Source organism: Aeromonas sp. s12 (genome assembly GCF_040907925.1).
Taxonomy (GTDB): Bacteria; Pseudomonadota; Gammaproteobacteria; order Enterobacterales; family Aeromonadaceae; genus Aeromonas; species Aeromonas veronii.
This window is the reverse complement of record NZ_JBFOCT010000028.1, coordinates 1-20,039: the sequence shown is the minus strand read 5'-3', so window position 1 is coordinate 20,039 and position 20,039 is coordinate 1. Positions and strand designations below refer to the sequence as shown.

At 52.7% G+C, this 20,039-nt stretch carries 18 protein-coding genes, 1 pseudogene and 1 other annotated feature; of the genes and pseudogenes, 8 read left to right on the top strand and 11 right to left on the bottom strand.

What is annotated here, in order from left to right; all coding sequences use genetic code 11:
• The 8 genes from phrB to AB5Y67_RS13855 all read right to left on the bottom strand — a co-directional run bounded on the left by phrB (position 1) and on the right by AB5Y67_RS13855 (position 6,844).
• Positions 1–1,422, bottom strand: coding sequence for a deoxyribodipyrimidine photo-lyase (gene phrB, locus AB5Y67_RS13890; RefSeq protein ID WP_064338598.1), 1,422 nt, complete (start codon positions 1,420–1,422; stop codon positions 1–3).
• On the bottom strand, positions 1,419–2,306 hold the full coding sequence (locus AB5Y67_RS13885; RefSeq protein WP_150390354.1) for a MerR family transcriptional regulator: 888 nt from the start codon (positions 2,304–2,306) through the stop codon (positions 1,419–1,421). The genes phrB and AB5Y67_RS13885 overlap by 4 nt, the downstream gene beginning before the upstream one ends.
• A gap of 69 nt (positions 2,307–2,375) precedes the next feature.
• Positions 2,376–3,323 carry a DUF523 and DUF1722 domain-containing protein gene (locus AB5Y67_RS13880; protein ID WP_064338600.1) on the bottom strand — a complete coding sequence of 316 codons (948 nt, stop codon included), beginning with the start codon at positions 3,321–3,323 and terminating at the stop codon, positions 2,376–2,378.
• Between the two features lie 180 nt (positions 3,324–3,503).
• Positions 3,504–4,151 (bottom strand): hypothetical protein, encoded by a 648-nt coding sequence (locus AB5Y67_RS13875; protein ID WP_064338601.1) that lies wholly within the window; start codon positions 4,149–4,151, stop codon positions 3,504–3,506.
• 189 nt (positions 4,152–4,340) lie between these two features.
• Positions 4,341–4,913 carry a DUF3157 family protein gene (locus AB5Y67_RS13870; RefSeq protein WP_058057847.1) on the bottom strand — a complete coding sequence of 191 codons (573 nt, stop codon included), beginning with the start codon at positions 4,911–4,913 and terminating at the stop codon, positions 4,341–4,343.
• 106 nt (positions 4,914–5,019) lie between these two features.
• Positions 5,020–5,856 carry a hypothetical protein gene (locus tag AB5Y67_RS13865; protein WP_019445107.1) on the bottom strand — a complete coding sequence of 279 codons (837 nt, stop codon included), beginning with the start codon at positions 5,854–5,856 and terminating at the stop codon, positions 5,020–5,022.
• 79 nt (positions 5,857–5,935) lie between these two features.
• On the bottom strand, positions 5,936–6,214 hold the full coding sequence (locus AB5Y67_RS13860; protein ID WP_005338699.1) for a DUF6482 family protein: 279 nt from the start codon (positions 6,212–6,214) through the stop codon (positions 5,936–5,938).
• An 18-nt stretch (positions 6,215–6,232) separates the two neighbouring features.
• Positions 6,233–6,844 (bottom strand): HAD family phosphatase, encoded by a 612-nt coding sequence (locus AB5Y67_RS13855; protein WP_005338702.1) that lies wholly within the window; start codon positions 6,842–6,844, stop codon positions 6,233–6,235.
• 170 nt (positions 6,845–7,014) lie between these two features.
• Positions 7,015–7,136: a sequence feature (Phe leader region), on the top strand.
• Positions 7,137–7,174: 38 nt separating this feature from the next.
• On the opposite strand from AB5Y67_RS13855, the gene pheA reads away from it, so the two are divergent.
• On the top strand, positions 7,175–8,347 hold the full coding sequence (gene pheA / locus AB5Y67_RS13850) for a prephenate dehydratase (RefSeq protein WP_005338715.1): 1,173 nt from the start codon (positions 7,175–7,177) through the stop codon (positions 8,345–8,347).
• A gap of 77 nt (positions 8,348–8,424) precedes the next feature.
• Here the strand turns inward: pheA and AB5Y67_RS13845 are convergent, their stop codons facing one another.
• Positions 8,425–8,850 (bottom strand): LPP20 family lipoprotein, encoded by a 426-nt coding sequence (locus AB5Y67_RS13845; RefSeq protein WP_150390352.1) that lies wholly within the window; start codon positions 8,848–8,850, stop codon positions 8,425–8,427.
• Between the two features lie 10 nt (positions 8,851–8,860).
• Positions 8,861–9,481: a FlgO family outer membrane protein gene (locus AB5Y67_RS13840; protein WP_005338718.1), complete on the bottom strand. Its 621-nt coding sequence runs from the start codon at positions 9,479–9,481 to the stop codon at positions 8,861–8,863.
• Between the two features lie 206 nt (positions 9,482–9,687).
• Here AB5Y67_RS13840 and AB5Y67_RS13835 point away from each other — a divergent pair, with 206 nt between their 5' ends.
• The 3 genes from AB5Y67_RS13835 to AB5Y67_RS13825 all read left to right on the top strand — a co-directional run bounded on the left by AB5Y67_RS13835 (position 9,688) and on the right by AB5Y67_RS13825 (position 13,410).
• Positions 9,688–10,842 (top strand): flagellar assembly protein FlgT, encoded by a 1,155-nt coding sequence (locus AB5Y67_RS13835; protein WP_019446850.1) that lies wholly within the window; start codon positions 9,688–9,690, stop codon positions 10,840–10,842.
• Between the two features lie 346 nt (positions 10,843–11,188).
• The gene (locus tag AB5Y67_RS13830; protein WP_139473999.1) at positions 11,189–12,730 is read left to right on the top strand and encodes a tyrosine-type recombinase/integrase; all 1,542 of its coding nucleotides are present in this window, start codon (positions 11,189–11,191) and stop codon (positions 12,728–12,730) included.
• A 227-nt stretch (positions 12,731–12,957) separates the two neighbouring features.
• Positions 12,958–13,410 carry an antitoxin Xre/MbcA/ParS toxin-binding domain-containing protein gene (locus tag AB5Y67_RS13825; RefSeq protein ID WP_139474000.1) on the top strand — a complete coding sequence of 151 codons (453 nt, stop codon included), beginning with the start codon at positions 12,958–12,960 and terminating at the stop codon, positions 13,408–13,410.
• A gap of 464 nt (positions 13,411–13,874) precedes the next feature.
• Here AB5Y67_RS13825 and AB5Y67_RS13820 read toward each other — a convergent pair whose 3' ends face one another.
• On the bottom strand, positions 13,875–15,005 hold the full coding sequence (locus AB5Y67_RS13820) for a hypothetical protein (protein ID WP_100654368.1): 1,131 nt from the start codon (positions 15,003–15,005) through the stop codon (positions 13,875–13,877).
• 186 nt (positions 15,006–15,191) lie between these two features.
• Between AB5Y67_RS13820 and AB5Y67_RS13815 the strand changes: the two are divergent.
• The 4 genes and pseudogenes from AB5Y67_RS13815 to AB5Y67_RS13800 all read left to right on the top strand — a co-directional run.
• Positions 15,192–15,608 (top strand): annotated as a pseudogene (locus AB5Y67_RS13815) (transposase); the annotation flags it as partial.
• A gap of 487 nt (positions 15,609–16,095) precedes the next feature.
• The gene (locus tag AB5Y67_RS13810) at positions 16,096–17,952 is read left to right on the top strand and encodes a metallophosphoesterase (RefSeq protein ID WP_100654370.1); all 1,857 of its coding nucleotides are present in this window, start codon (positions 16,096–16,098) and stop codon (positions 17,950–17,952) included.
• A gap of 259 nt (positions 17,953–18,211) precedes the next feature.
• The gene (locus AB5Y67_RS13805) at positions 18,212–19,237 is read left to right on the top strand and encodes an IS481-like element ISAs19 family transposase (protein ID WP_201952287.1); all 1,026 of its coding nucleotides are present in this window, start codon (positions 18,212–18,214) and stop codon (positions 19,235–19,237) included.
• Between the two features lie 245 nt (positions 19,238–19,482).
• A partial coding sequence (locus AB5Y67_RS13800; protein ID WP_368207860.1) for a cache domain-containing protein occupies positions 19,483–20,039 on the top strand: 557 nt, incomplete at its 3' end.

The window sequence follows — 20,039 nt, the reverse complement described above, 5'->3', positions numbered from 1 at the left end:
CTATTTCTCCAGAGAGCGAAACATCTCGATGGCTCTCACCCGGGCAACGGTGTGATCCACCATGGGTGCCGGATAATCCTGTCGTCCCTTGAGTCGCAGCCAGTCGTGGGGCTGATGCACATAAGCGGCAGGAGTATCGGCTAGTTCAGTTACCCAGGTACGGATAAACTCCCCTTGTGGATCAAATCGTTGCCCCTGAGTGGTGGGGTTGAAGACCCGAAAATAGGGCGCAGCGTCGGCGCCGGTGCCTGCAGCCCACTGCCAGCCACCATTGTTGGCCGCCAGATCCCCATCGATGAGCCGACTCATGAAGTAATCCTCCCCGAGCCGCCAGTGGATATGGAGATCCTTGGTGAGAAAGCTCGCCACTATCATCCGCAGCCGGTTGTGCATCCAGCCGGTAGCGTTGAGGCAGCGCATCGCCGCATCGACGATGGGGTAGCCGGTCCGTCCCTCGCACCAGGCGGCGAAGGCATCCGGATCCCAGCTCCACGGCAAGGCCGCCGTCTCGGGCTTGAAGGGGAGATTCATGGAAAGAGTCGGGATCAGCACCAGCAGGTGGCGATAGAACTCGCGCCAGACCAGCTCATTGAGCCAGACAAAGCCGGGCTGGGCCTTGGACTGGGGCCGATAGCCAAGCCGCTGCTGAAGCGCCGCCACACACTGACGAGGACTGATGATGCCCGCCGCCAGATAGGGGGAAAGCACAGAGGTGCCCGCGATGGCAGGAAAATCCCGGGTCTCGCCATAGTCGAGCACCGCCTGCTCCAAAAAAATGTTCAAACGGCGCAGAGCTTCCGCCTCCCCCACTGGCCAGCGGGGATCTGCCGTCAGTTCGCCAAGGGCGGCATCGACGAAGTCCCGCTCGGCCAGCGGTAGCCAAGGCAAGGGCTCGCCACGGCGCGCTGGGGCGCGATGAATAACAAAGCCATCCTCGTCGAGGGCCTTGAGCCAGGCTCGGCTGAAGGGAGTGAACACCTTGAACATCTCCCCCGAGCCGGTCAGCACCCGCCCCGGTGGCAATACGCAACAGCCGTTGAGCCAGTGACAACTCACCCCCTGCTCTGCCAGCGCAGCGCTGACGGCATGGTCGCGGCGCTGCTCATCGAGCTCGATAGCCTGATTGGCATAGAGCTGGGTCACCCCCAGCTCGCGGCAGAGGTCTGCCAACGCTGCGGGCGCCTCGGCAAAGGTCTCCACTCGCAGCAGATGGAGCGGGATGCCGAGGGCCGCCAGCTCGCGCCCCAACTCATCAACCTGCGCCAACATAAAGCGCTGACGGACGGGTGCCATTTTATGCTGCCGCCACTGGGTGGGGGAGATGATAAAGAGCGCGGCGACCGGTTCATCACCGGCGCAGGCATGGCGTAGCGCAGGGTTGTCGGCAAGGCGCAGATCATTGCGCAACCAGACCAGCTTCATGATTTTTTCCTCCCGCGTCCGCTGGCGCCAGCCGCAGCAGGTGCGTCCACCATCAGCTCGGCAAGGCTCGCCTGCCAGCCGTGGGCTTTAAGCCACTCATCGTCGTAGAGGCGCCCCAGCTCACCAAACAGGCGCGTGCCGGCGGGCCAGCCGGTAGCCAGCTCCTGCTTACCGAGCCCTGCCCCCAGCAGCACCAGCCAGGGGGTAACAGCACGCCCCTCAAGCAAGCTGGCATGGCGCGGCTCGACCGCCCCTAGCAGTTGCACCTCATAACCCTGACCGATCAACTCGTAGGCGGCCCAGACCAGATCGAGGGGGCCGACTTGCCCCCAACTCGCCAGCGTGATCGGCACGCCCTTCTCCTGCTCGATCAGGTGGCGGGCGAAGCGGGTATGGAGCCAGCCCAGCCACACCTGTTGCAGTAGCTCGCCATCGGGCCGTTCACGCCACAGCCCCAGCAGCCGCTCCACCAGCGGTTGCAGTATCCGGCTGCGCACCAGCTCGAACGGGTAGCTCGCCAGCAGATCGTTGAGCTCAGCCTCCGCCTTGCGCTGGTTGAAGGCGAGCAACGCCTGACTGAACTGCTCCAGAGTTTGCTGCCAGTGATCGCTCACCGGCGCGGAATAGGGTTCGCTCAAGAGCCCCTTCACCTGCCCGATACTCACTCCCCGCTCCAGCCAGCTCAGGATCTCGCCGATCTGGCGAATATCCTGCTCGCTGTAGAGGCGGTGGCCCTTTTCGGTGCGAGCCGGTTGTACCAACCCGTAGCGGCGCTGCCAGGCGCGCAGGGTCACGGCGTTGACGCCGGTGAGACGGGAGACCTCGCGAATGGGGTAGATCCCCTCATCAGCGAGAGGAGCAACTTCTTGCGATAAATCAGGCATGACAACGTCCATCAAACAGAGGGGTAAGGCTCCCCGGCGCAAACCATGCGCCGGGGCAACAGCACGGATTCAGAGCCCGTAACGCAACTTGAGCGTATCGGGGTGCGGATTGAGATAAACCTGCTCGGCGAGATAGGGATTGGGGTACTCGCGCAGGTAGTGACGGATCAGGGTGAGCGGCACCAGCAAGGGGAATATGCCGGTGCGGTACTTGTCGATGGTATCGGCAAGCTCCTGCTTCTGGGCCGGGGTCAGCACCCGCTTGAAATAGCCCTGCAGGTGCATCAGCACATTGGTGTGGCTGCGGCGGTTGGCTCGCAGGGTCAGCGCCGTCATCAATCCCTTGATATAGTTGTCGGCCACCTCCTGCAGGTTGGCGGACTTGCCCAGATTGCCGAGCAGCTTGCCAAGCGCCCGGTAGTGGGTGGTGGCGTGGGAGAGCACCAGATACTTGTAGCGGGAGTGGAAGCGGATCAGCGCAGAGGCGGTGATACCGCGGGCGCAGAGTTGCTGCCAGTCGTGGTAAGCAAAGACCCGCAGCACGAAGTTCTCCCGCAGGATGGGGTCGCACAGACGGCCATCCTCTTCCACCGGCAGCAGGGGGTTGGCCTCCATCAACGCCTTGGCAAAGAGGCCAATCCCCTCCTTGGCGCTCCCCTCGTTGTTGGCGCCATAGACCTTGACCCGCTCCATACCGCAGCTGGGTGATTTGGCACAGAGGATATAACCGGAGATAAAGTCGAGCTGGCGCGCTTTCTGCTCGCTAAAGGCAATCAGCTTTTCGGTGACATCGAAGCTACCGTTGCTCGCCTCGGCGCGGATCTCGCCGTTGCGCTTGACCAGCCGGATGGCGGCGCGAGGCGCCCCGAGACCAATGGCCATCTCGGGACAGACGGGGTGATAGTCAAAGTGAGCGCCAAGATCCCGTTGGCAGAAGCTGGAGCGCTTGTGGCCCCCATCGAAACGTACCTCTTGTCCCAGCAGGCAGGCACTGATACCGACTTTAATCTTGTACATGATGACGCTCCTTGTATAAGCATTGATTCAGTTATAGCAGTTATACAAAAAAATGAAAGTTGTATAACTATTTGCGACCAATACGACACAAGGAGAAAAAGAGGATCACCGGAAAAAGAAAAAACCCATGGCGAACGCCATGGGTAAAAAACAAGACACTACGGACTACGGGAAGGAGAATTAGAAGCTGTACTTCACACCCAGGCTGGAGATGGAACCTTTTTGCAGATCCCAGTTGCGATAGGTGTAATCGGCAGTCAGCGCCCAATTCTGGTTGAGCTTGTAGGCACCGCCCACCTTGAAGTCGTGCATATCGTCGGTCATGTTGGCGTAGCGGTAGGCAGTGGAGAGCTCGACATTGCCGATGTCGTAGCGCAGACCCACTTCACCGTACATGCTGCCACTGCTCTTGCGGCTCACCAGATCCCAACCCTTGACGTCATACGCCTGCTCGCGCTCCATGGTGTAACCCATCAGACCGGTTTCACCGTAGAGGTTCAAGCCGGTGCTAAGCGGGGTGAAAACACCGATACCCAGGCTGCCGATACCCATGCTGTCATTGCCGTGCTGGGCAGAGGTGCCCTCGGAGAGCAGACGACCGTAGAAGTTGTTGGAGAACGATTTGGAGAGATCCAGCGTCACACCGCCAAAATCGCGAGTGCCCTGATTGCTGGCATCACGTGGGAACAGCGGGTTGTTGTTCAGATAGTCGGATTTGGTGTGCGCCCAGGTAGCCGCGCCCTTGGCGTAGCTGAAGGCATCCTGCGCCAGGACGGAAGTAGAGGCAAACCCGGCCAGAACCAGAAGAGAGACAGTTGCTTTTTTCATGATGATAACTCCATGTGATTGGGCCCGTTGCTAGCGAGCTGGTATGGAGTCATTGTGCGATCAGGTTCCCGGCTTGCCGAGCTGCAAGCTGTTGCAGAACCATGTCAGATGTAAGCAGATATTGCAGGGGGTGTCAGCGGCAACAAGTTGCCGGCCCACACGGTTTGCATGGGCCGGAACAACGCCAAATCAGCGGAAGACCACCTCGTCAATTTCGACACGCACCAGCGGCTGACCGGTCAATCCGGCAGGACGGGGGATCTCGAGGGCCAGCGACGGACGGGCTTGCCCCTTGCGCAGATAGGTTTCCGGCAGGCGGTTCTCGGCAACCCAGAAGCGGGCCTCCTGACGGCTCAGCTGCACTCCGTCAGCACTGAACAGGGTCACCATGCCACGCACCCCGACCACATTGCGGGTGCCGGTATTGCTCACCATAAAGGTCAGCACCAGCGGGTCAGATCCCTCGATCTTGTCCAGCTTGACCACCACACCGTCACGCGCCATCTGGGCAAGCAGTTCCGGATTGGCCTTGGCCTGATCGGTCAGCACCGGAGCAGCGACGGCCACCACGGCCCCGGCCTTCCCATCAGCAGCCACGCCCTGTACGGACTCGGCCGGTTTGACCACCAGATACTCCCAGGTGAAGTCGTCGTTGAGCTGAACCTGCCGACCATCGGGCAGCGTCACCTGAGAAAGAGGGGCAGCCTGCGCCAGTACGGGGGAGAGGCACAGGGCAATCAGCAGACGGGAGAAGGGTTTCATTGGGCGAAGCTCGGTAACGGGTGAAAGGGCGACAGTATAAACAGTCCCGTCGCCCCTTGCCTATGACGGCACTCACGTTCTGGCACCCGCATCGCTTGCCCGCAGGCTAGATGGCGAGATCGTGTCGCTCTTTCTGTGCCATATCCAGGGTCACCAGATCGAACTTGCTCCCCTTGAGGGCAGACAAAATATCCGATTGCATATCAAAGGCCTGCGCACGCTGGTGTTCGGGCAGACGCACCCGGGCCAGGGTGGTGGAGCAGTCACACAGGGTATGGAAAAAGACCTGTGCCTCGTCCAGCCCCATGTCGGCCAGCATCTGCTCGGCCTGATCCACCATTCGCAGATAACGCTGCTCAAGCTGCCGTGGATTGGTGAAGCGATTGCTGAGGCAACCGTTGCTCCCCTTGCCCCAACGACCGAGCTGACGCTTGTTGAAGCCGTAACGATAATCGCGGCGCATCAATCCGTTGTCGGCAAAAAACCAGATTGAGTTGGCAGGCAGAGACCCGAACTGGGCAAGATAATCATCACGCTCCTCCACCGCTGCCGGAACCAGCAACGGCAGATGAGCCCATTCCGGACGAGTCTGCACATACTCACCAATGCGGCGAACCGGGTCGATCAGCCCTTCAATATTTGGCAGGCGATCGCAAAAGACGATCTCGTCACTCTTGATGACCCAGTGATCGATGCCATAACGCTGGCAATAACGGCGGGCTCGGGCCACTTCGCTGCGACTGCGGGTCGGATTATCGAGGGTAATTGCGTGGATTTTCACACCGGCAGCGCGGCACAGCTCGATGCTGTAGCAGGATTCCAACCGTCCCGAAAAAGAGACAACCAGCTCGTCAAAACTAGCCAGTCGCTCAATCAGCAGCTGTTCCCTGGCTTGAAAAGAGTGATCATATCCCTGATTCAGTACAACTACATTGGCACCCATTAAACAGCTCCGGATGATGAACAGGTGCAGTATTGTGCGGCAAACAAACTGAATAGACCCTTAAAGAGTCTGGTTAAAATTAAAACTTGATGATTATTTCCTGTGATTCTGCTGCTAAATCTTCATTTTGGGCGTCATAAATTCGTAATCTTGCTTGGTGAACCCGATGGGCTCGCAAGAAACCCTGCGCCTGATCCAGCGAGGTGAAGGTCAGGCGCCCTCCCTCACTGTCGGTCAGGCAGAGGCACTCTCCTTCTGCCTCAACACAGAGCTGATAACCGCTGCCATCCTTGCAGGCGATGATCAGGGTCGCCTCGGGATAGTGACTGAGCCAATTGCGAAACCGGCCATGCTCCATAGTGCTCCTAGAGGGGCATCACCCCTTGCCGGTGGCGGGCAAACAGCCCAGCTCACCCAGTTGCTGACGACAACTCGCCGCGTCGGTAAAGACGATCCCCCTGATACCGAGGGCCTCGGCGGCCGCAATGTTGGCGGGACTGTCATCGATGAAGATGCACTCTGCCGGTTTCAGATCGAACGACACCAGCAGATAGCGGTAGATATCCGGCTCCGGCTTCATCATCCGCACCCGCGCCGAGACCACCTTGCCGCTGAAGAAGCGCCAGAAATCCTGATGCTGCTCCAACCAGTCGATGCTGGCATGACCCATGTTGGAGAGGGCATACAGGGTGTGCCCCGCCCCGTGCAGCTCGGCTATCAGGGTTAGCATAGCGGGATCTGGCAGCAGGGAAGCGGGAACTGCCTGTAAAATGGCCAGATTCTCCGCCGTCGAGAGGCCGGTGCGCGCTTGCGCTTCCCGGGCCATGGTGTGGAGCGACATGGTGCCTCTGTCTACCTCCAGCCAATCCGGGTGGTTAAAGAGCTGCTCAGCCAACTGTTCGGCCCCTTGCGGGCCACGCACCGAACGCACTATGCCTACCGGATCCCAGCTCACCACCACCCGCCCCAGATCGAAAATAATCGCCATCGTCTTTACCTCCCCCACTGGGTTTCAGTCATCAAAACAGAGTCAATAGAGCATCGCTCATACGCCATTTTCTTAACCGGATACCCTGCCCCCATCCCCGCCCGCGGGCAAGTTTTACTTGCATCAGACCGGCAAATCCCTTAATGGTTATGACGTTACTTCAAGGACACACCTATGCACGCACCATTCTTCTTTGCTTTCTCGTTTATCCGGCCCGCTTGAGGGAAGGCCTGTCGTCGTGTGAACAGAAAGCAAAGACGAATCGAGCCTCCCCTAGCGGAGGCTTTTTTTTGCATTAATATCAATCGATTACTTTGATAGGGAACAATCATGGCAACGCTCGACGAGATCAGACAAGACATCACCCGGTTGGATCAGGAGCTGCTTGCCCTGCTGGCGAAACGCAAGACCCTCAGCATCGAGGTGGCCCGTGCCAAGCAAGCCAACCCGCGCCCCATTCGTGACCACCAGCGGGAGCAGGAGCTGCTGGTCGCCCTGATCCAGAAAGGGCGCGTGCTTGGGTTGGATGCCCAGTACATCACTCGCATCTATCACACCATCATCGAAGACTCTGTGCTCTCCCAGCAGGCCTATCTGCAGAGCCTGCTCAACCCGGAGCAACAGGAGCCGATGACCAGCGTCGCCTATCTGGGGCCGCGCGGTTCCTACTCCAGCCTGGCCGCCCGCAAATATCTGGCGCGCTACAAGGATCAGGTGATCGAGGTGAACTGCCAGAACTTCCGTGAAGTACTGGATGCGGTGGAGTCGGGCCGCGCCGCCTTTGGCGTGCTGCCCATCGAAAACACCAGCTCGGGCTCCATCAACGAAGTCTATGATGTGATGCAGCACACCAGCCTCTCCATCGTCGGCGAGCTCACCTACCCCATTGAGCACTGCATCCTCACTGCCGTACCGACCGAGCTTGGCCGTATCAAGACCTTCTATGCCCACCCGCAGGTGTTCCAGCAGTGCTCCCACTATCTGAGCAAATTGGAAGGGGCGCGCCACGAGATCTGCGACTCCTCCTCCAGCGCCATGATGAAGGTGAAAGAACTGGCAAGCCCGGAGGCCGCCGCCATCGGCAGCGCCGCCGGTGGTGAACTGTATGGTCTGGACGTGCTGGCCGAGCAGCTCGCCAACCAGAAAGAGAACTACAGCCGCTTCATCGTGGTGGCGCGAAAGCCCATCGACGTGGCGCCGCAGATCCCGGCCAAGACCACCCTCATCATGTCCACCTCCCAGAAGCCGGGTTCGCTGGTCGAGGCACTGCTGGTGCTGCGCAGCCACGAGATCAACATGACCAAACTGGAGTCCCGTCCGGTGCAGGGCAACCCGTGGGAAGAGATGTTCTACCTTGATGTCTCCGCCAACCTGCAGACCCCGGCGATGCAGGCCGCACTGGTGGAGCTGACCAAGATCACCCGCTATATCAAGGTGCTGGGCTGCTACCCGAGCGAGGATGTGAAACCCACCGCAGTGCCGCCGGTGCTGATGGGGAGCTAACCAGCCCACAACGACAAAAGGCGAGCACCCTGCTCGCCTTTTGTTTTGATGCCGGTTTTCACGGCAAGCCCATCAACTCAGAACTGACCGGCCATCAGCTGGTTGATGTTGTAGAGGGCACGGGTATCGAGCTCCATCTCGGTGGCATAGGTATTGCCGCGCGGATAAGAGGCAACCACCCGGGCACCACGCACCACACCGGCGACCGACACATCCAGCGAGTTGGAGGTCTGGGTCAGGTCACGATAGCTGCTCTGGCCGCGCACCTGCTGACCATTGAGCTGCTCGGCCAGCTCGCGATATGCATCCATCTTGGAAGCGCGAATGGCTTGCAGCATCTTCTCCGACTGGGAGGGGCCGGGCTGGATGTCGATCACCGCATAGCCTACCGCCTTGAGCACCGGAAAATCATCGGGCTTCCTACCCTGGGTGTAATCCACCACCCGGTTGTAGCTGCAACCGGTGACCAAGAGTGCCAACAGGCAACCAAACAAGATCTTCATTACTCGCTCCTCACGGGGTCAGGTTGACCAGATGACCGCCCGGCCGGGCCTGACTGTCACGCATCAGATAACCGCGATTGATCGATGCCCGACCAAACGAGTTGTTGGCACCGAACAGATATTTTTGCGGGATCAGGCTCTGGGCCGTGGTCTCCACCATCTTGGTGCGCATGTCGATAACGCGGGCATTGACCAGGATCCCCTTGCTGTTGCGGCTGAAGGTGCCGACCAAAATGCGGGAGATCGGCAAACGGGAAGAGAGCTCCTTATAGTTGCGGCTCAGCACGAAGTCCCCCTGCGGCGTCACCTTGATGCTACCGGTCAGCTTGAAGTCCACCACCACCTCGCCGCGACGATTGAGCTCGTAGATAAAGCTCTCCTCAATCTGCTGCCCCATCCAGTTGGTATCCTGCAGGGTATCGAGATCGACGAAAGAGGCCACTGCGATGGGTTCGGTCAGGGTGGTCAGCGATTTGCGCTCCATCAGCTGATCGGTCATGCGCGCCACCAGCCAGTTGAGTTCCATCCCCTGCGCCGCCTGGCGGGGGTCACCCTGATCCCGATTGATAGGGTCGGAGCCACACCCGGTCAATGCCAGGGCAAGCGCCAACGCCGTGATGAGTTTGTTCATGGATACCTTTCCTGTATCTGCACCTGACTTATTATCGGACGCGCCGGACAAAGCTTGAGCCGGGAATGAGGCATGATTCTTGCTTTTTAATGGTCATCGTCAGCGCCAACGTGCGCTGCCACTTGGAACGTGTTGTGATCCATGTCGGCCAGCAGGTGCCATTTCCTCAAAATGGCGCGGCTGCCCGCCAACTCAAGGTATCTGCTATGAAATTACCGCTGCTGTTGACCCTGCTGCTGGCCAGCCTGAGCGCCCGAGCCGAGCTTATCGAAGCGCAGGGCAGCGCCGCCATTCTGGGGGGCGATGAGGTCTATGCCCGCGAGCAGGCGACCCGCGACGCCCTGCGTCAGGCGCTGCTGGCCAGCGGCGCGGCTGTTTCCAGCGTCCAGCGTCTGGAAAATGGCAGCCTGCGATCCGAGCAGATCCAGATCCGCTCCGGCGGTGACATTCGCCAGTACCGGCTCAAGCGGGAAGAGGTGCGCAACGGCCGCATGTATATCACGCTAGTGGCCGACATTCAGGCCGAGCGCCAGATCTGCCAGACCCAGCACTTCGCCAAGGATTTGACACTGGTCAGGCTGCGGATGCGCTATCCGGACCAAGCCAGCTACGGCGCCATGGACGACATGCCGGAAAACCTCTCGCGCCGGCTATTCGAAACCCTCGCCAACGCGCCGCAAGGGGTCGCGGTGCGCCAGTGGCTGGATGAAAACCTGCGCATCGATCCGCTGCATCTGCAACAGGGGGATCGCAGTGCCCTCGAAGAGATCAAGGCGCTCAGCCTGCGCACCGACAGTCAGTATCTGGTGCTCGGCAGCATCGATGATCTCTCCATCGAGCCGCAGGGCAACCAGCTGACCAGCTGGTATGAGGATCCCGTACGCAACTTTCGCATGCAGCTCTACCTGTTCGATGGCATCAACGGCAGTCTGGTCAACCGCAAGGTCTACGAAGGGCGCGCCACCTGGACCTTTGGCAAGCGGGAGCAAGTGGGCAGCAGCAGCGGCCAGTTCTGGCAGTCAAGTTATGGCCAGGAGGTCAACTACCAGTTGCAACAGGCGGCTCAGGATCTGGTAGCCCAGCTCACCTGTGCCCCGGTCACCGCAAGAGTGGTCGGCCAGAACGAACGCGGCCCCTACATCAATCTGGGACGACGCAACGGCGTCAAGCTTGGCGACCAGTTCCGCATCCAGCACAACGCCGACTTTATCGACCCCTACGGCAAATCGCGCATGATGCGCAACCCGGCCGACGGCCTGTTCGAAGTGGTGCAGGTGTTCGACGATGGCGCCATCATCAGCAGCCAGAACAAATATTCGCCGTTTAACATCCAGAACGGGGATTTGGCAGTATTGGAATAAGAATCAAGGGTTTAAAAGGGAGTTGCTTCTTGTATAATGCCCGCCACACAGCTCCCGTAGCTCAGCAGGATAGAGCGGTCCCCTCCTAAGGGATCTTTATTGCTTAAAAATCTATCTAAACAGGCCGTTATAAGATTTTTTAAATATTAGGAATTATAAATATTTCCTTTAAAAACATAGCTTTATAGCTCAAAAAGCATTCATAAACAACCGAGCTGCTTGTTTTGTGAGCGGCGCAATCGATGCCTGTTTTGCGCTATTTAAGAGCTATTCACGCCACTCAACTCTACTTTTGCGCTATTTTGCCGCTATAATGTCTCAATAGAACATTTTTCGGTGGTACCCAATGGCTCCCAAAAATCCGGCTACATCCATACGCAAAGAAGAGTTCGATCTTAAGACGCTGCTCCAGGGTCACCCTGCGGCCATAATTAAAGGGAAATTCTCATTTACCTTTAAAGACCAGTACATAGATAGTCTTCCATTTATTAATGATAAAAATAAATGTGTTGAATTAACGCACTATAGTTCTGACGATGAAAAATATAATGAAAAGAACAAACCAAGATTAAAACTAAGAATCGGAAACAGTGTTAAGACATTCTATATTGTTTACGATAAAAATCGGAGGCAGAAAATTGGCAATTGGACGCCTCGCACTAAAAGTGGACATTACCAAAAAGGTTTTTTTAGCGTTACACAGGCTAAGGAAGAGTTTAAGAGATTAGTTAGTGATGCTGAAAAGATTAATCCAGAAAAGTGGAAATATCAGTCTTTTACATTGAGAACATATCTTTTAGAGCATTATAAAAACGACCGTGAAAATAAATCAAACAAGAGAAATTCATTAAGCCCTGTTACCGACAAAACAATAAGGGAAATCTCATCTGCCTTTGAACCATGGTTAGACCTAAAGCTATCTGAATTTAATGAAGATCATCCAGTAATATTCAAAAAGTATTGGCAGAACAAAGAAACGCCAATAACATCAGAAACAATGAGGAAATACTATTCCTTATTAAACAGCTTGTTTAATATGTGTGTTACGTGCACCTATTTACCAAAGAATAAAATTGATAGGCATATTTTTCTGTTCCCAAGAAACCCTAAGAGGCCTGTCACAACATATACTGACCCCACAAATGAAGTAGTGGAATTTATTTTTAATGAAGACACTCCAGGTGGTGGGGATTCCAAGATCATAGTTGCAACCATGTTCCTATGCGGGGCAAGAAACTCTGAAATATATAGAAACACAAGCAACAATTTTAATATTAATGATAGAACCATACGTATTCCTGAGCACATTAGTAAAAACAAGGCTGCACGCATTGTTGCTATTGAGTCAGACTCATACTGGAATTATGTAGCGAAATACAAAATTCTAAAAAGCTTGAGTGATCGAGAGGGTGAGTTAATGTTTCCTTGTTGTCGCGACGCAAAGGCCCCCCATGTAACTTCGAGCCTTTATCAGAAAACTTGGCAGGCAGTTAAAAAAGAGTTTAATTTTCCTAAGATAGGCCGACTATATGATGCCAGACATACTTTTGCCAAAAAAGCACTAGAAAGCGGAGTGCCTATTCAAGATTTATCTAAGATCACTGGACACAGCCTCGAAACGTTGATGAATTACTATATTGACAACAATATCAGCCAAGCTACAAGAGAAAAGTTAAGGAGTGCAACCAATTCTAATGCAGCTATAAAGGTGCAACAGGAAACGAATTTCCCTCCATCTGTTAATAGCTTATATGAAAGCTATGTTAGGAGATGTATAAAGAAGAATATAAAAGATGAACTCTCTACTTTCGTACAAGAAATGAAAGATTTGGGTGACCAAAACCAACTAAATGCAGAGCAAATTTTTTGGCTTAAAGAAATGCTGTAGCTTGAATATAAAGCCTTTACTTTCTTGAAATGGATTTGCTGAATGAGGCCATATTTCTAGGTATAGGCCATGAACATGATTCAGTTCGTTCATTTGCTAATGGAGGGGGCGGGTGCCCTCCATATCAGCAACATCAACAATTATAACCAGTGAGGTAACTGTCAGAAAATCTGAACATGGAGTACGATGATGAGAACAAATCATTGTCAATACTGGAACAGTAAAATATGTCACTTTCAGTTTATCAACCCAGTACGCAGGCTAGTTCAGCCCACACCCTTATGACGACTCTCAACATCCCTCAAGATCCACTGAGTGCACATCTCTGGATCGTAGCTGGCGTAGCTCCTGGCATCATTCATCGACTAGCTGAATTGATGAACACAGACTCAGGTTTGATATGCCGCTTAGCAGGCATTAGCCGGAGCACTGTTGCTCGCAAGCTGAGGATTGAGGCTCCCCTATCAATCTCGCAGGGTGCCAGGGTATACGGCGTTGTACAGGCACTCGAAGCTGTTCTCTTCCTCCACAGAAACAATACCGCCAGAGCATTGTCATGGTTACATCGCCCAGCTTGGGGCTTAGGTGGTAAACGGCCAGCAGAGGTGCTGTCGACAGCTTTAGGGGCTCAGGCAGTAATAGTACTTGTAGGACGAATCCAACATGGGGTGTGCACCTAGAGCGAGGTAGCTGATAGGCTAACCCCCCCTTAAGAACGCTTCAAAAATAACCAACCTCATCTTTTTTCGAACTTTTTTCATTTACCCCACTTGAAAAAATCGAAAAACTGTCCATTTACTATTATTGAGAACAATTAAAAAATTTAAGAATTTCAACATTCCGCTGCTTCGCAGCGAAGATAATCCAGATTTTTAATTCCTTCGAGCTAGCTTTCCTTAAAGGAAGAAAATTGCACTTACAATAAGAAATTACTAGAATATAGTGTGTCAACACTCATCTTTTGAGTGAATTATCTTTTATTAAAGTAATTAGCACACCTAACTCAGCAAGATCTAAATGTAGTGCGTGAGAGGCAATGATTATTTTCACGTTTTAACACGCCTCTCACACTGTCGACAGCTGTCGATTACAAATAAAAACTCAACACAAAAGATAAAAAATATCTTTTCTAGTTAATTCCGCCTTAGTCATATGAGCCGTGATCTTCAAATACGATTCCATCATCAAAATGTTCTTGACATAGCTTATCTACGACTCGCTGAGCCTTGTGATGCAAGACCATCTCTAGAGCTGGTAATGTCAGCGCAGGAAAAGTCTGCCCTTGGATAGTGAATGTATGCTTGTCACTACCCGCATGCATATCATAAGTTGTGGATGTATCGACCTCATTTAGGAGATCATACCCAATACTCTCTGCAAGAAGTACCCATATCCAACAACGATATAAGTCTTCCTTTTCATAGTTGCTAATCAACTTGTGCATTGCGTTAATAGACCCTTGTAATGCAGCTCTAATCCACCAGTAATATGCATGTTGCATATACCCAGCATCTTCGCATTTGACTGCTACATTTTCATGATACGTGTAGTCTTTTAATTCATTTGCATATAAAGAAACATCAAGCCGATAGGTTGACAATAACTCTATAGCCTCTATGTCAAATCTCATAGCTGATTTTTTCAAGTGCTGGAGCCAAAGCGAGTATCGTTCTCTATCATTATCAACTAATCCGCCTACATCTGTATCATTAAACTCACCAGCCAGTTTATAAAACTCTTGATGAAGCTCGTATTGTGGGAACGATGAAGCATTTCGGTCTGCAAATGCACTTAACTGGACCAACCCCTGGTGTACTAATGGCGAGTTAAATTCATTCTGTTTAAACATACTCATTAATTCCCCAGCATAATGGTCTGAGGAGCTAAAGCGGCTAGCAGTAGTCGAATTAGGAGGAATTTGATTACTCTTAATATAAAGCTGAGTAATGTAATCGTCGTTTAGGCGATTCCTCAAAATCTCTTTTACGCGTAGGCTTATAATACCCGCCTGCACTAACGATGTGGCCAACTTCTGAGCGATAAGCTCAGGAATACTAATACCCAGAATATTAGCTCTAGCCTCAATTGCACTTACATCCAACGCAACCTGCCATTTCGTATTACTGAGCAGAATCGCATCAGCTTGCAATGACGCGTAAGTACTGTAGCCATAGGCCGCAGCAATCATCTCGTAGATATGACTACGTTTGAGGGAGATGCCTAGTACATCTTTGAGCTCAAGTTGGGTTGTGTGGACGAACGCTTTGATGGTCATGATCCAATCTCCTAGTCCTACCCTGGGGTATACATCGCACGTTTAATCCATCCAAGGTGAGGATTTGAGGTTGAGATCATGTGGCTTGAGAGTAGTAACCATTTTGACTCGTGCGAAAGTCTGGCTGGTCAGCCGCGACAAATCATATCCGAATTGACAGAACAGTCCAAGAGAATCATGGACTACGGGCGTAGCCAGTTCTACACCGATCAGATCATCGTCACTTTCCTGATGGTTAAGGGGATTTTCAACCTCACTATGCGGGCTACTCAGGGACTATACGACTCCCTGTTAGAGCTGATGAATGTGCCACTGTTCACAACGGGTATAGCTATGTCAGCAGGCTAGCACGCACGGTGACGGTGGCTTATCGACAAGCCGCATTACCGTCTTGGTTATCGACTCAACCGGGTTGAAGGTGTTTGGTGAAGGCGAGTAGAAGATCAGAAAACATGGTGGAGAGTCTGGCGCAAGTTGCATCTGGCAGTAGACCCGGTGACCCACGATATCGTGACGGCGGAAGTCTCGTTGGAAAATGTCCATGATGCCGAGGTGTTGCCCACCTTGCTCAACCCTCTGCGGCGGCGCAAGCTGGGGCGTATCAAACACCTAATGCACTCCGCTAAAGCTTACCATGAGACAACTCCTTGCAACCCCAGCAGGGGCAATCAACAGGCGGATAGTAAGAAACCACGAACAGGCGGAGCAGTTTCAGTCCTGACACTGGAGGGGGCTCGGAAGAATTGCCGCTGTGCTGGTTGAAGCGATCCTCCAACTCAGTAATACGGCCTGGCAGCTTATTTATGAACTCGTCGGTCTGCTCGAGGGCCAGAGAGTTAACTGCCTGTGTCGGATGCTTTATGGTCATGCCAGAAAGCAATACGGGAGGGACCATCTGCAAGCAGAATACGCCGCCTTCCCAATATTGTTACTTTTTCCATCGTCGCTAATTACAAAGCTGACTGTGAGCTGAATGTAACTCATATTTATCGGCAGTTATAAACACGCTACTCCACTGTGTAATAAAAACTTAAGATTGCAGTCTTATTCTCGCACTCACCAAACCAAAATTAATCATCAATGAGTAATTATGTTGCATTTTAAAAAACTAGCATTGAGTGTTGTAGTTAGCTCCATTTTATTAGCAGGCTGTAATGACAATCACAGTCAAACTGACCAATATATTGACAGCGAAAATGTTCAAACATTAAAGATTTCGATTGTTACCGATACACATCTATATGATGGTAGTATGGGGGATGATATTAATGGCGAGATGTTTCAAGCCGCTATTAGTAGCGACCGCAAGGCGTTTTTGCAAAGTCAAGAATTACTTGATCATGCAATTCAAGAAATGATTAAAAACGGTACCAACGTTATTTTAGTACCAGGTGATTTGACCAAGGATGGGGAACGAATTAACCATAAAAAAGTACGTACAAGCTTGCAGCGTGCTAGAGAACAAGGAATCAAAGTCTATGTGGTGCCGGGTAACCACGATATGAATAACCCCTATGGTTATAAAGAATCCCTGACCCAAACCCTGACCGCCAAAGGAGCTGTCTATCTGGAAGGAAATGAGCAGAATGTTGTCCCTGGCAGCATGGCGCCGCATATGACTAACACCACTGGCGAACCTATGTTTATGGAGAACTGGGATAATTTCTACCAAGATTTTGGTTTTAATGAAGCCATTGCCCGAGACCCTAACTCTTTCTCCTTTGTTGCCGAACCAACAGAGGGCGTGCGAATCCTCGCAATAGACTCCATTACCTCCTCCATCAAAGATGTGCAACAGCACTGGCAAGCTAATAGTCCGGATTATAGTAAAACTGGCGGATCTCTGCTGACGCCTGAGCGTTTGAGCACTCTGGAGTGGATTAAACAGCAGGCACAGGAAGCCAAAGATCAAGGAAAGATATTGCTGGCAATGAACCATGCTGGTGTTATTGAACATTTCCCTAGCAAGAGTGCTTTAATCCCTGGTTATGTCATCGATGGTGAAAAAACCTCATTTCATGATAGTATCGATGTACCCACCTATATAGAAGAATTTACCAACACATACACTGGTAAGAAGAGCAAAACCCTCTATACCAGCACCAGTGAGTATATATCAAAAATCTTGGCGCAAGCAGGTGTGAACATTGTGTTTACTGGTCACTTCCACGCTAATGATATTACCAAACGTCAATATGAGGATGGTAGTTGGATCTATGATATTCAAACAGGTGCCTCAGTGAGCTATCCCGCACCTTATCGCTCGGTATTGGTCGATATTAAAAACAAATTGATAACCACAGATGTTGACAACACAACGGTTATGGAATCAGTTCCTGATGCAAATTTAGTTGGTTTGGTCGATGGTTTGAGCCAAAATATTTTCGCGGCACTCGGTGTTGATATTGATGGACCATTGCTGGAGATCCTTGACAATTCACTAACAAAAAAACCTGTGGCCAAAACCATGCTGGATGTCTATAAGCGTGAGAATTGCCAAAAATTTATCTGTCAAGATTCGGAATGGCAACCCCTGTTTGAAGCAGATGTGTTAGCTGATTCAGGGCTTACCTGGAATGAGCTGTATAAGACAACCCTCAGCCAGTTGATCGGTGCGGTGCTCAAAGCCCATTACCATGGTGATGAAGAGAACTCAGAACAAATCGATGATAAAATGCGCTTTGTTTTAAACTGGGCTCGTGAATATGGCCAAAAACATAATGTTAGCAAACAGGAATTGGCAGACGAAGTCACCAAACTTAAGACTTTGACGCTTTCCCAAGAGTGGGACCCTAGCAAGGATCTCAGCAACCTCCTTGGCGATAAAATGCTGGCGCCAATTTATGGCCTACTAGGTACCGTCGGTGAAGGGATTATCTATGATCCGGTACCAGACCTGAATATCCAGATTGACATGACAAACGGCCAATTTGAAAACCTAAAATAATTAGGCCTATCGTACCAGCCGAACCGCTCCCCCTTATGGTGAGCGGTTTTTTTATTAACTGTGGCCATCAAACACAATGCATAAGTGTAATACTCATTATTAATCTGCTATTTGGACACAACACTGATGTCCATACTACCTATTTATGCCGAACTACTCTTCCTACTATTTGTCTTGGGAAGGTGCGAATAAGTACCCTATGTGCCAAAACTAAAAAGTTTAGCCATTTAATATCAATAATTTAGAATGGTGTGTTTTTGTGCCAAGTGACTTGTTAGCACCTTCCCTAGAGCTCGCCAAAGAGCTCAATAACGTCAGAAAAGCCTGCAAGCTCATCGGCTACAGCCGCCAGCAGTTCTACGAGATTCGCCGTAACTACCAGACCTATGGCGCCGAGGGCTTGCTCGACAAACTCCCCGGCTGTAAAGGCGCTCATCCCAACCGGGTCGCTCCCGAGATTGAGCAAGCCATCCTCGATTACTCTCTCACCAGACCAACCCATGGCCCGCTGCGGGTCGCGCAAGAACAGGCTCTGCAAGGCATCAACGTCAGTGCGGGCGGTGTGCGTGGCGTGTGGCAACGTCACGACTTGCTCTCCAAGCATGACCGCTTGTTGCGCCTCGAGAAAACCCATAGGGAACAGACGATTGAGCTCAATGACGAGCAGATCCGCCTGCTCGAGCGCTTCAGCCCCGAGTTTCGCGAACGCCAAATTGAGGTTCACTACACCGGGGAACTGGTGGCGGTCGACACCTTCTTCGTCGGCGCGCTCAAAGGGGTTGGCAAGGTGTATCTGCAAACCGTGCTGGACTGCTACAGCCGCCACGCCTGGGGACGGCTCTACACCAGCAAGCTGCCGGTGACCTCGGTTCATGTGCTCAACGAAACGGTCCTGCCGTTCTTCGAAGCCCATGAGGCTCGGGTCTATACCATCTTGTCGAACAACGGGCGCGAGTTCTGTGGGCGCCCTGACCATCATCCCTACGAGCTGTTCCTGCAACTGGAGGGGATTGAGCACCGGACCACCAAGGTACGCAGACCGCAGAGCAACGGCTTTATCGAGCGGCTACATCGTACCCTGCTGGATGAACACTTCCGTATCAAGGGGAGGACAACCTGGTATGAGTCGGTAGAGCAGATGCAGACAGACCTGGATAGCTACCTGGAGCACTACAACATCCAGCGGCCACATCAGGGCAGGATGATGGAAGGACAGACTCCCTACAGCATGTTCAAAAAGGGTCTGAAATTGATACCGAAGGAAGTGCGCACTAAAGTAGCGTAAACAAGACACCGGTTTGAGGCCGGTGTCAGGTGATAACTAGATCTGTACAGCTCCGCTCAGTTCACTTGTCGCCTGACAGGGGATCTCCTGTTGGGACTTACCCATCTGACTCTCTAGGTTGGTTGAGTCAGAGGATCAGCTCCCCGGATTCGCTGAAAATTTCGGATTTAGTCAATAACCCACTAAAATTCCACAATAATTAAATTTTTTCCTACACTCAGACTAACGCTCACAGGGATGTCACTATGAACTTATCCATTAAAAACAAGCTGGTCTTGGCTATCGGGATCATCATCCTGGTGATCACCGGCCTGCAAGTCTGGTACAACACCTCACAACTGCGCACTGAAACCCAGAGACTGGTCTGGAGCATCATTGACGAAAGCTCCATGGCCAACGTCAAGGGTATCTCCAACTGGGTCGATGCCCGCATCAGCATGGTCAGTACCACCAAGGAAGCATTCACCAAAGAAGATGAACCCATCAGCCATCTGGCCCAAGCCATGAATGCCGGTGGCTTTGAGGGGGTCTATGCCGGTACTGCTGACGGCAAGATGCTCGAGAGTACCCCCTCCGGCCTGCCAGCCGATTATGACCCCCGTCAACGCACCTGGTACAAGGATGCAGTTGCCGCCGGTAAACTGGTCATCACTGCGCCCTACGCCGATGTCTCTAACGGCAGTTTGATCGTCACCATCGCCGAGCCATTCCAGCGTGGCAACACCCAGGGGGTTATCGCCGGAGATGTCTCTATCAGCGCCCTTATCTCGGACATTCTGACGGTCACTACCGAGGGGACTTA

Excerpts from the sequence above, each read along its gene's own strand:
- phrB (WP_064338598.1), bottom strand. The coding sequence starts at position 1,422 with ATGAAGCTGGTCTGGTTGCGCAATGATCTGCGCCTTGCCGACAACCCT.
- AB5Y67_RS13885 (WP_150390354.1), bottom strand. The coding sequence starts at position 2,306 with ATGCCTGATTTATCGCAAGAAGTTGCTCCTCTCGCTGATGAGGGGATC.
- AB5Y67_RS13880 (WP_064338600.1), bottom strand. The coding sequence starts at position 3,323 with ATGTACAAGATTAAAGTCGGTATCAGTGCCTGCCTGCTGGGACAAGAG.
- AB5Y67_RS13875 (WP_064338601.1), bottom strand. The coding sequence starts at position 4,151 with ATGAAAAAAGCAACTGTCTCTCTTCTGGTTCTGGCCGGGTTTGCCTCT.
- AB5Y67_RS13870 (WP_058057847.1), bottom strand. The coding sequence starts at position 4,913 with ATGAAACCCTTCTCCCGTCTGCTGATTGCCCTGTGCCTCTCCCCCGTA.
- AB5Y67_RS13865 (WP_019445107.1), bottom strand. The coding sequence starts at position 5,856 with ATGGGTGCCAATGTAGTTGTACTGAATCAGGGATATGATCACTCTTTT.
- AB5Y67_RS13860 (WP_005338699.1), bottom strand. The coding sequence starts at position 6,214 with ATGGAGCATGGCCGGTTTCGCAATTGGCTCAGTCACTATCCCGAGGCG.
- AB5Y67_RS13855 (WP_005338702.1), bottom strand. The coding sequence starts at position 6,844 with ATGGCGATTATTTTCGATCTGGGGCGGGTGGTGGTGAGCTGGGATCCG.
- pheA (WP_005338715.1), top strand. The coding sequence starts at position 7,175 with ATGGCAACGCTCGACGAGATCAGACAAGACATCACCCGGTTGGATCAG.
- AB5Y67_RS13845 (WP_150390352.1), bottom strand. The coding sequence starts at position 8,850 with ATGAAGATCTTGTTTGGTTGCCTGTTGGCACTCTTGGTCACCGGTTGC.
- AB5Y67_RS13840 (WP_005338718.1), bottom strand. The coding sequence starts at position 9,481 with ATGAACAAACTCATCACGGCGTTGGCGCTTGCCCTGGCATTGACCGGG.
- AB5Y67_RS13835 (WP_019446850.1), top strand. The coding sequence starts at position 9,688 with ATGAAATTACCGCTGCTGTTGACCCTGCTGCTGGCCAGCCTGAGCGCC.
- AB5Y67_RS13830 (WP_139473999.1), top strand. The coding sequence starts at position 11,189 with ATGGCTCCCAAAAATCCGGCTACATCCATACGCAAAGAAGAGTTCGAT.
- AB5Y67_RS13825 (WP_139474000.1), top strand. The coding sequence starts at position 12,958 with ATGTCACTTTCAGTTTATCAACCCAGTACGCAGGCTAGTTCAGCCCAC.
- AB5Y67_RS13820 (WP_100654368.1), bottom strand. The coding sequence starts at position 15,005 with ATGACCATCAAAGCGTTCGTCCACACAACCCAACTTGAGCTCAAAGAT.
- AB5Y67_RS13810 (WP_100654370.1), top strand. The coding sequence starts at position 16,096 with ATGTTGCATTTTAAAAAACTAGCATTGAGTGTTGTAGTTAGCTCCATT.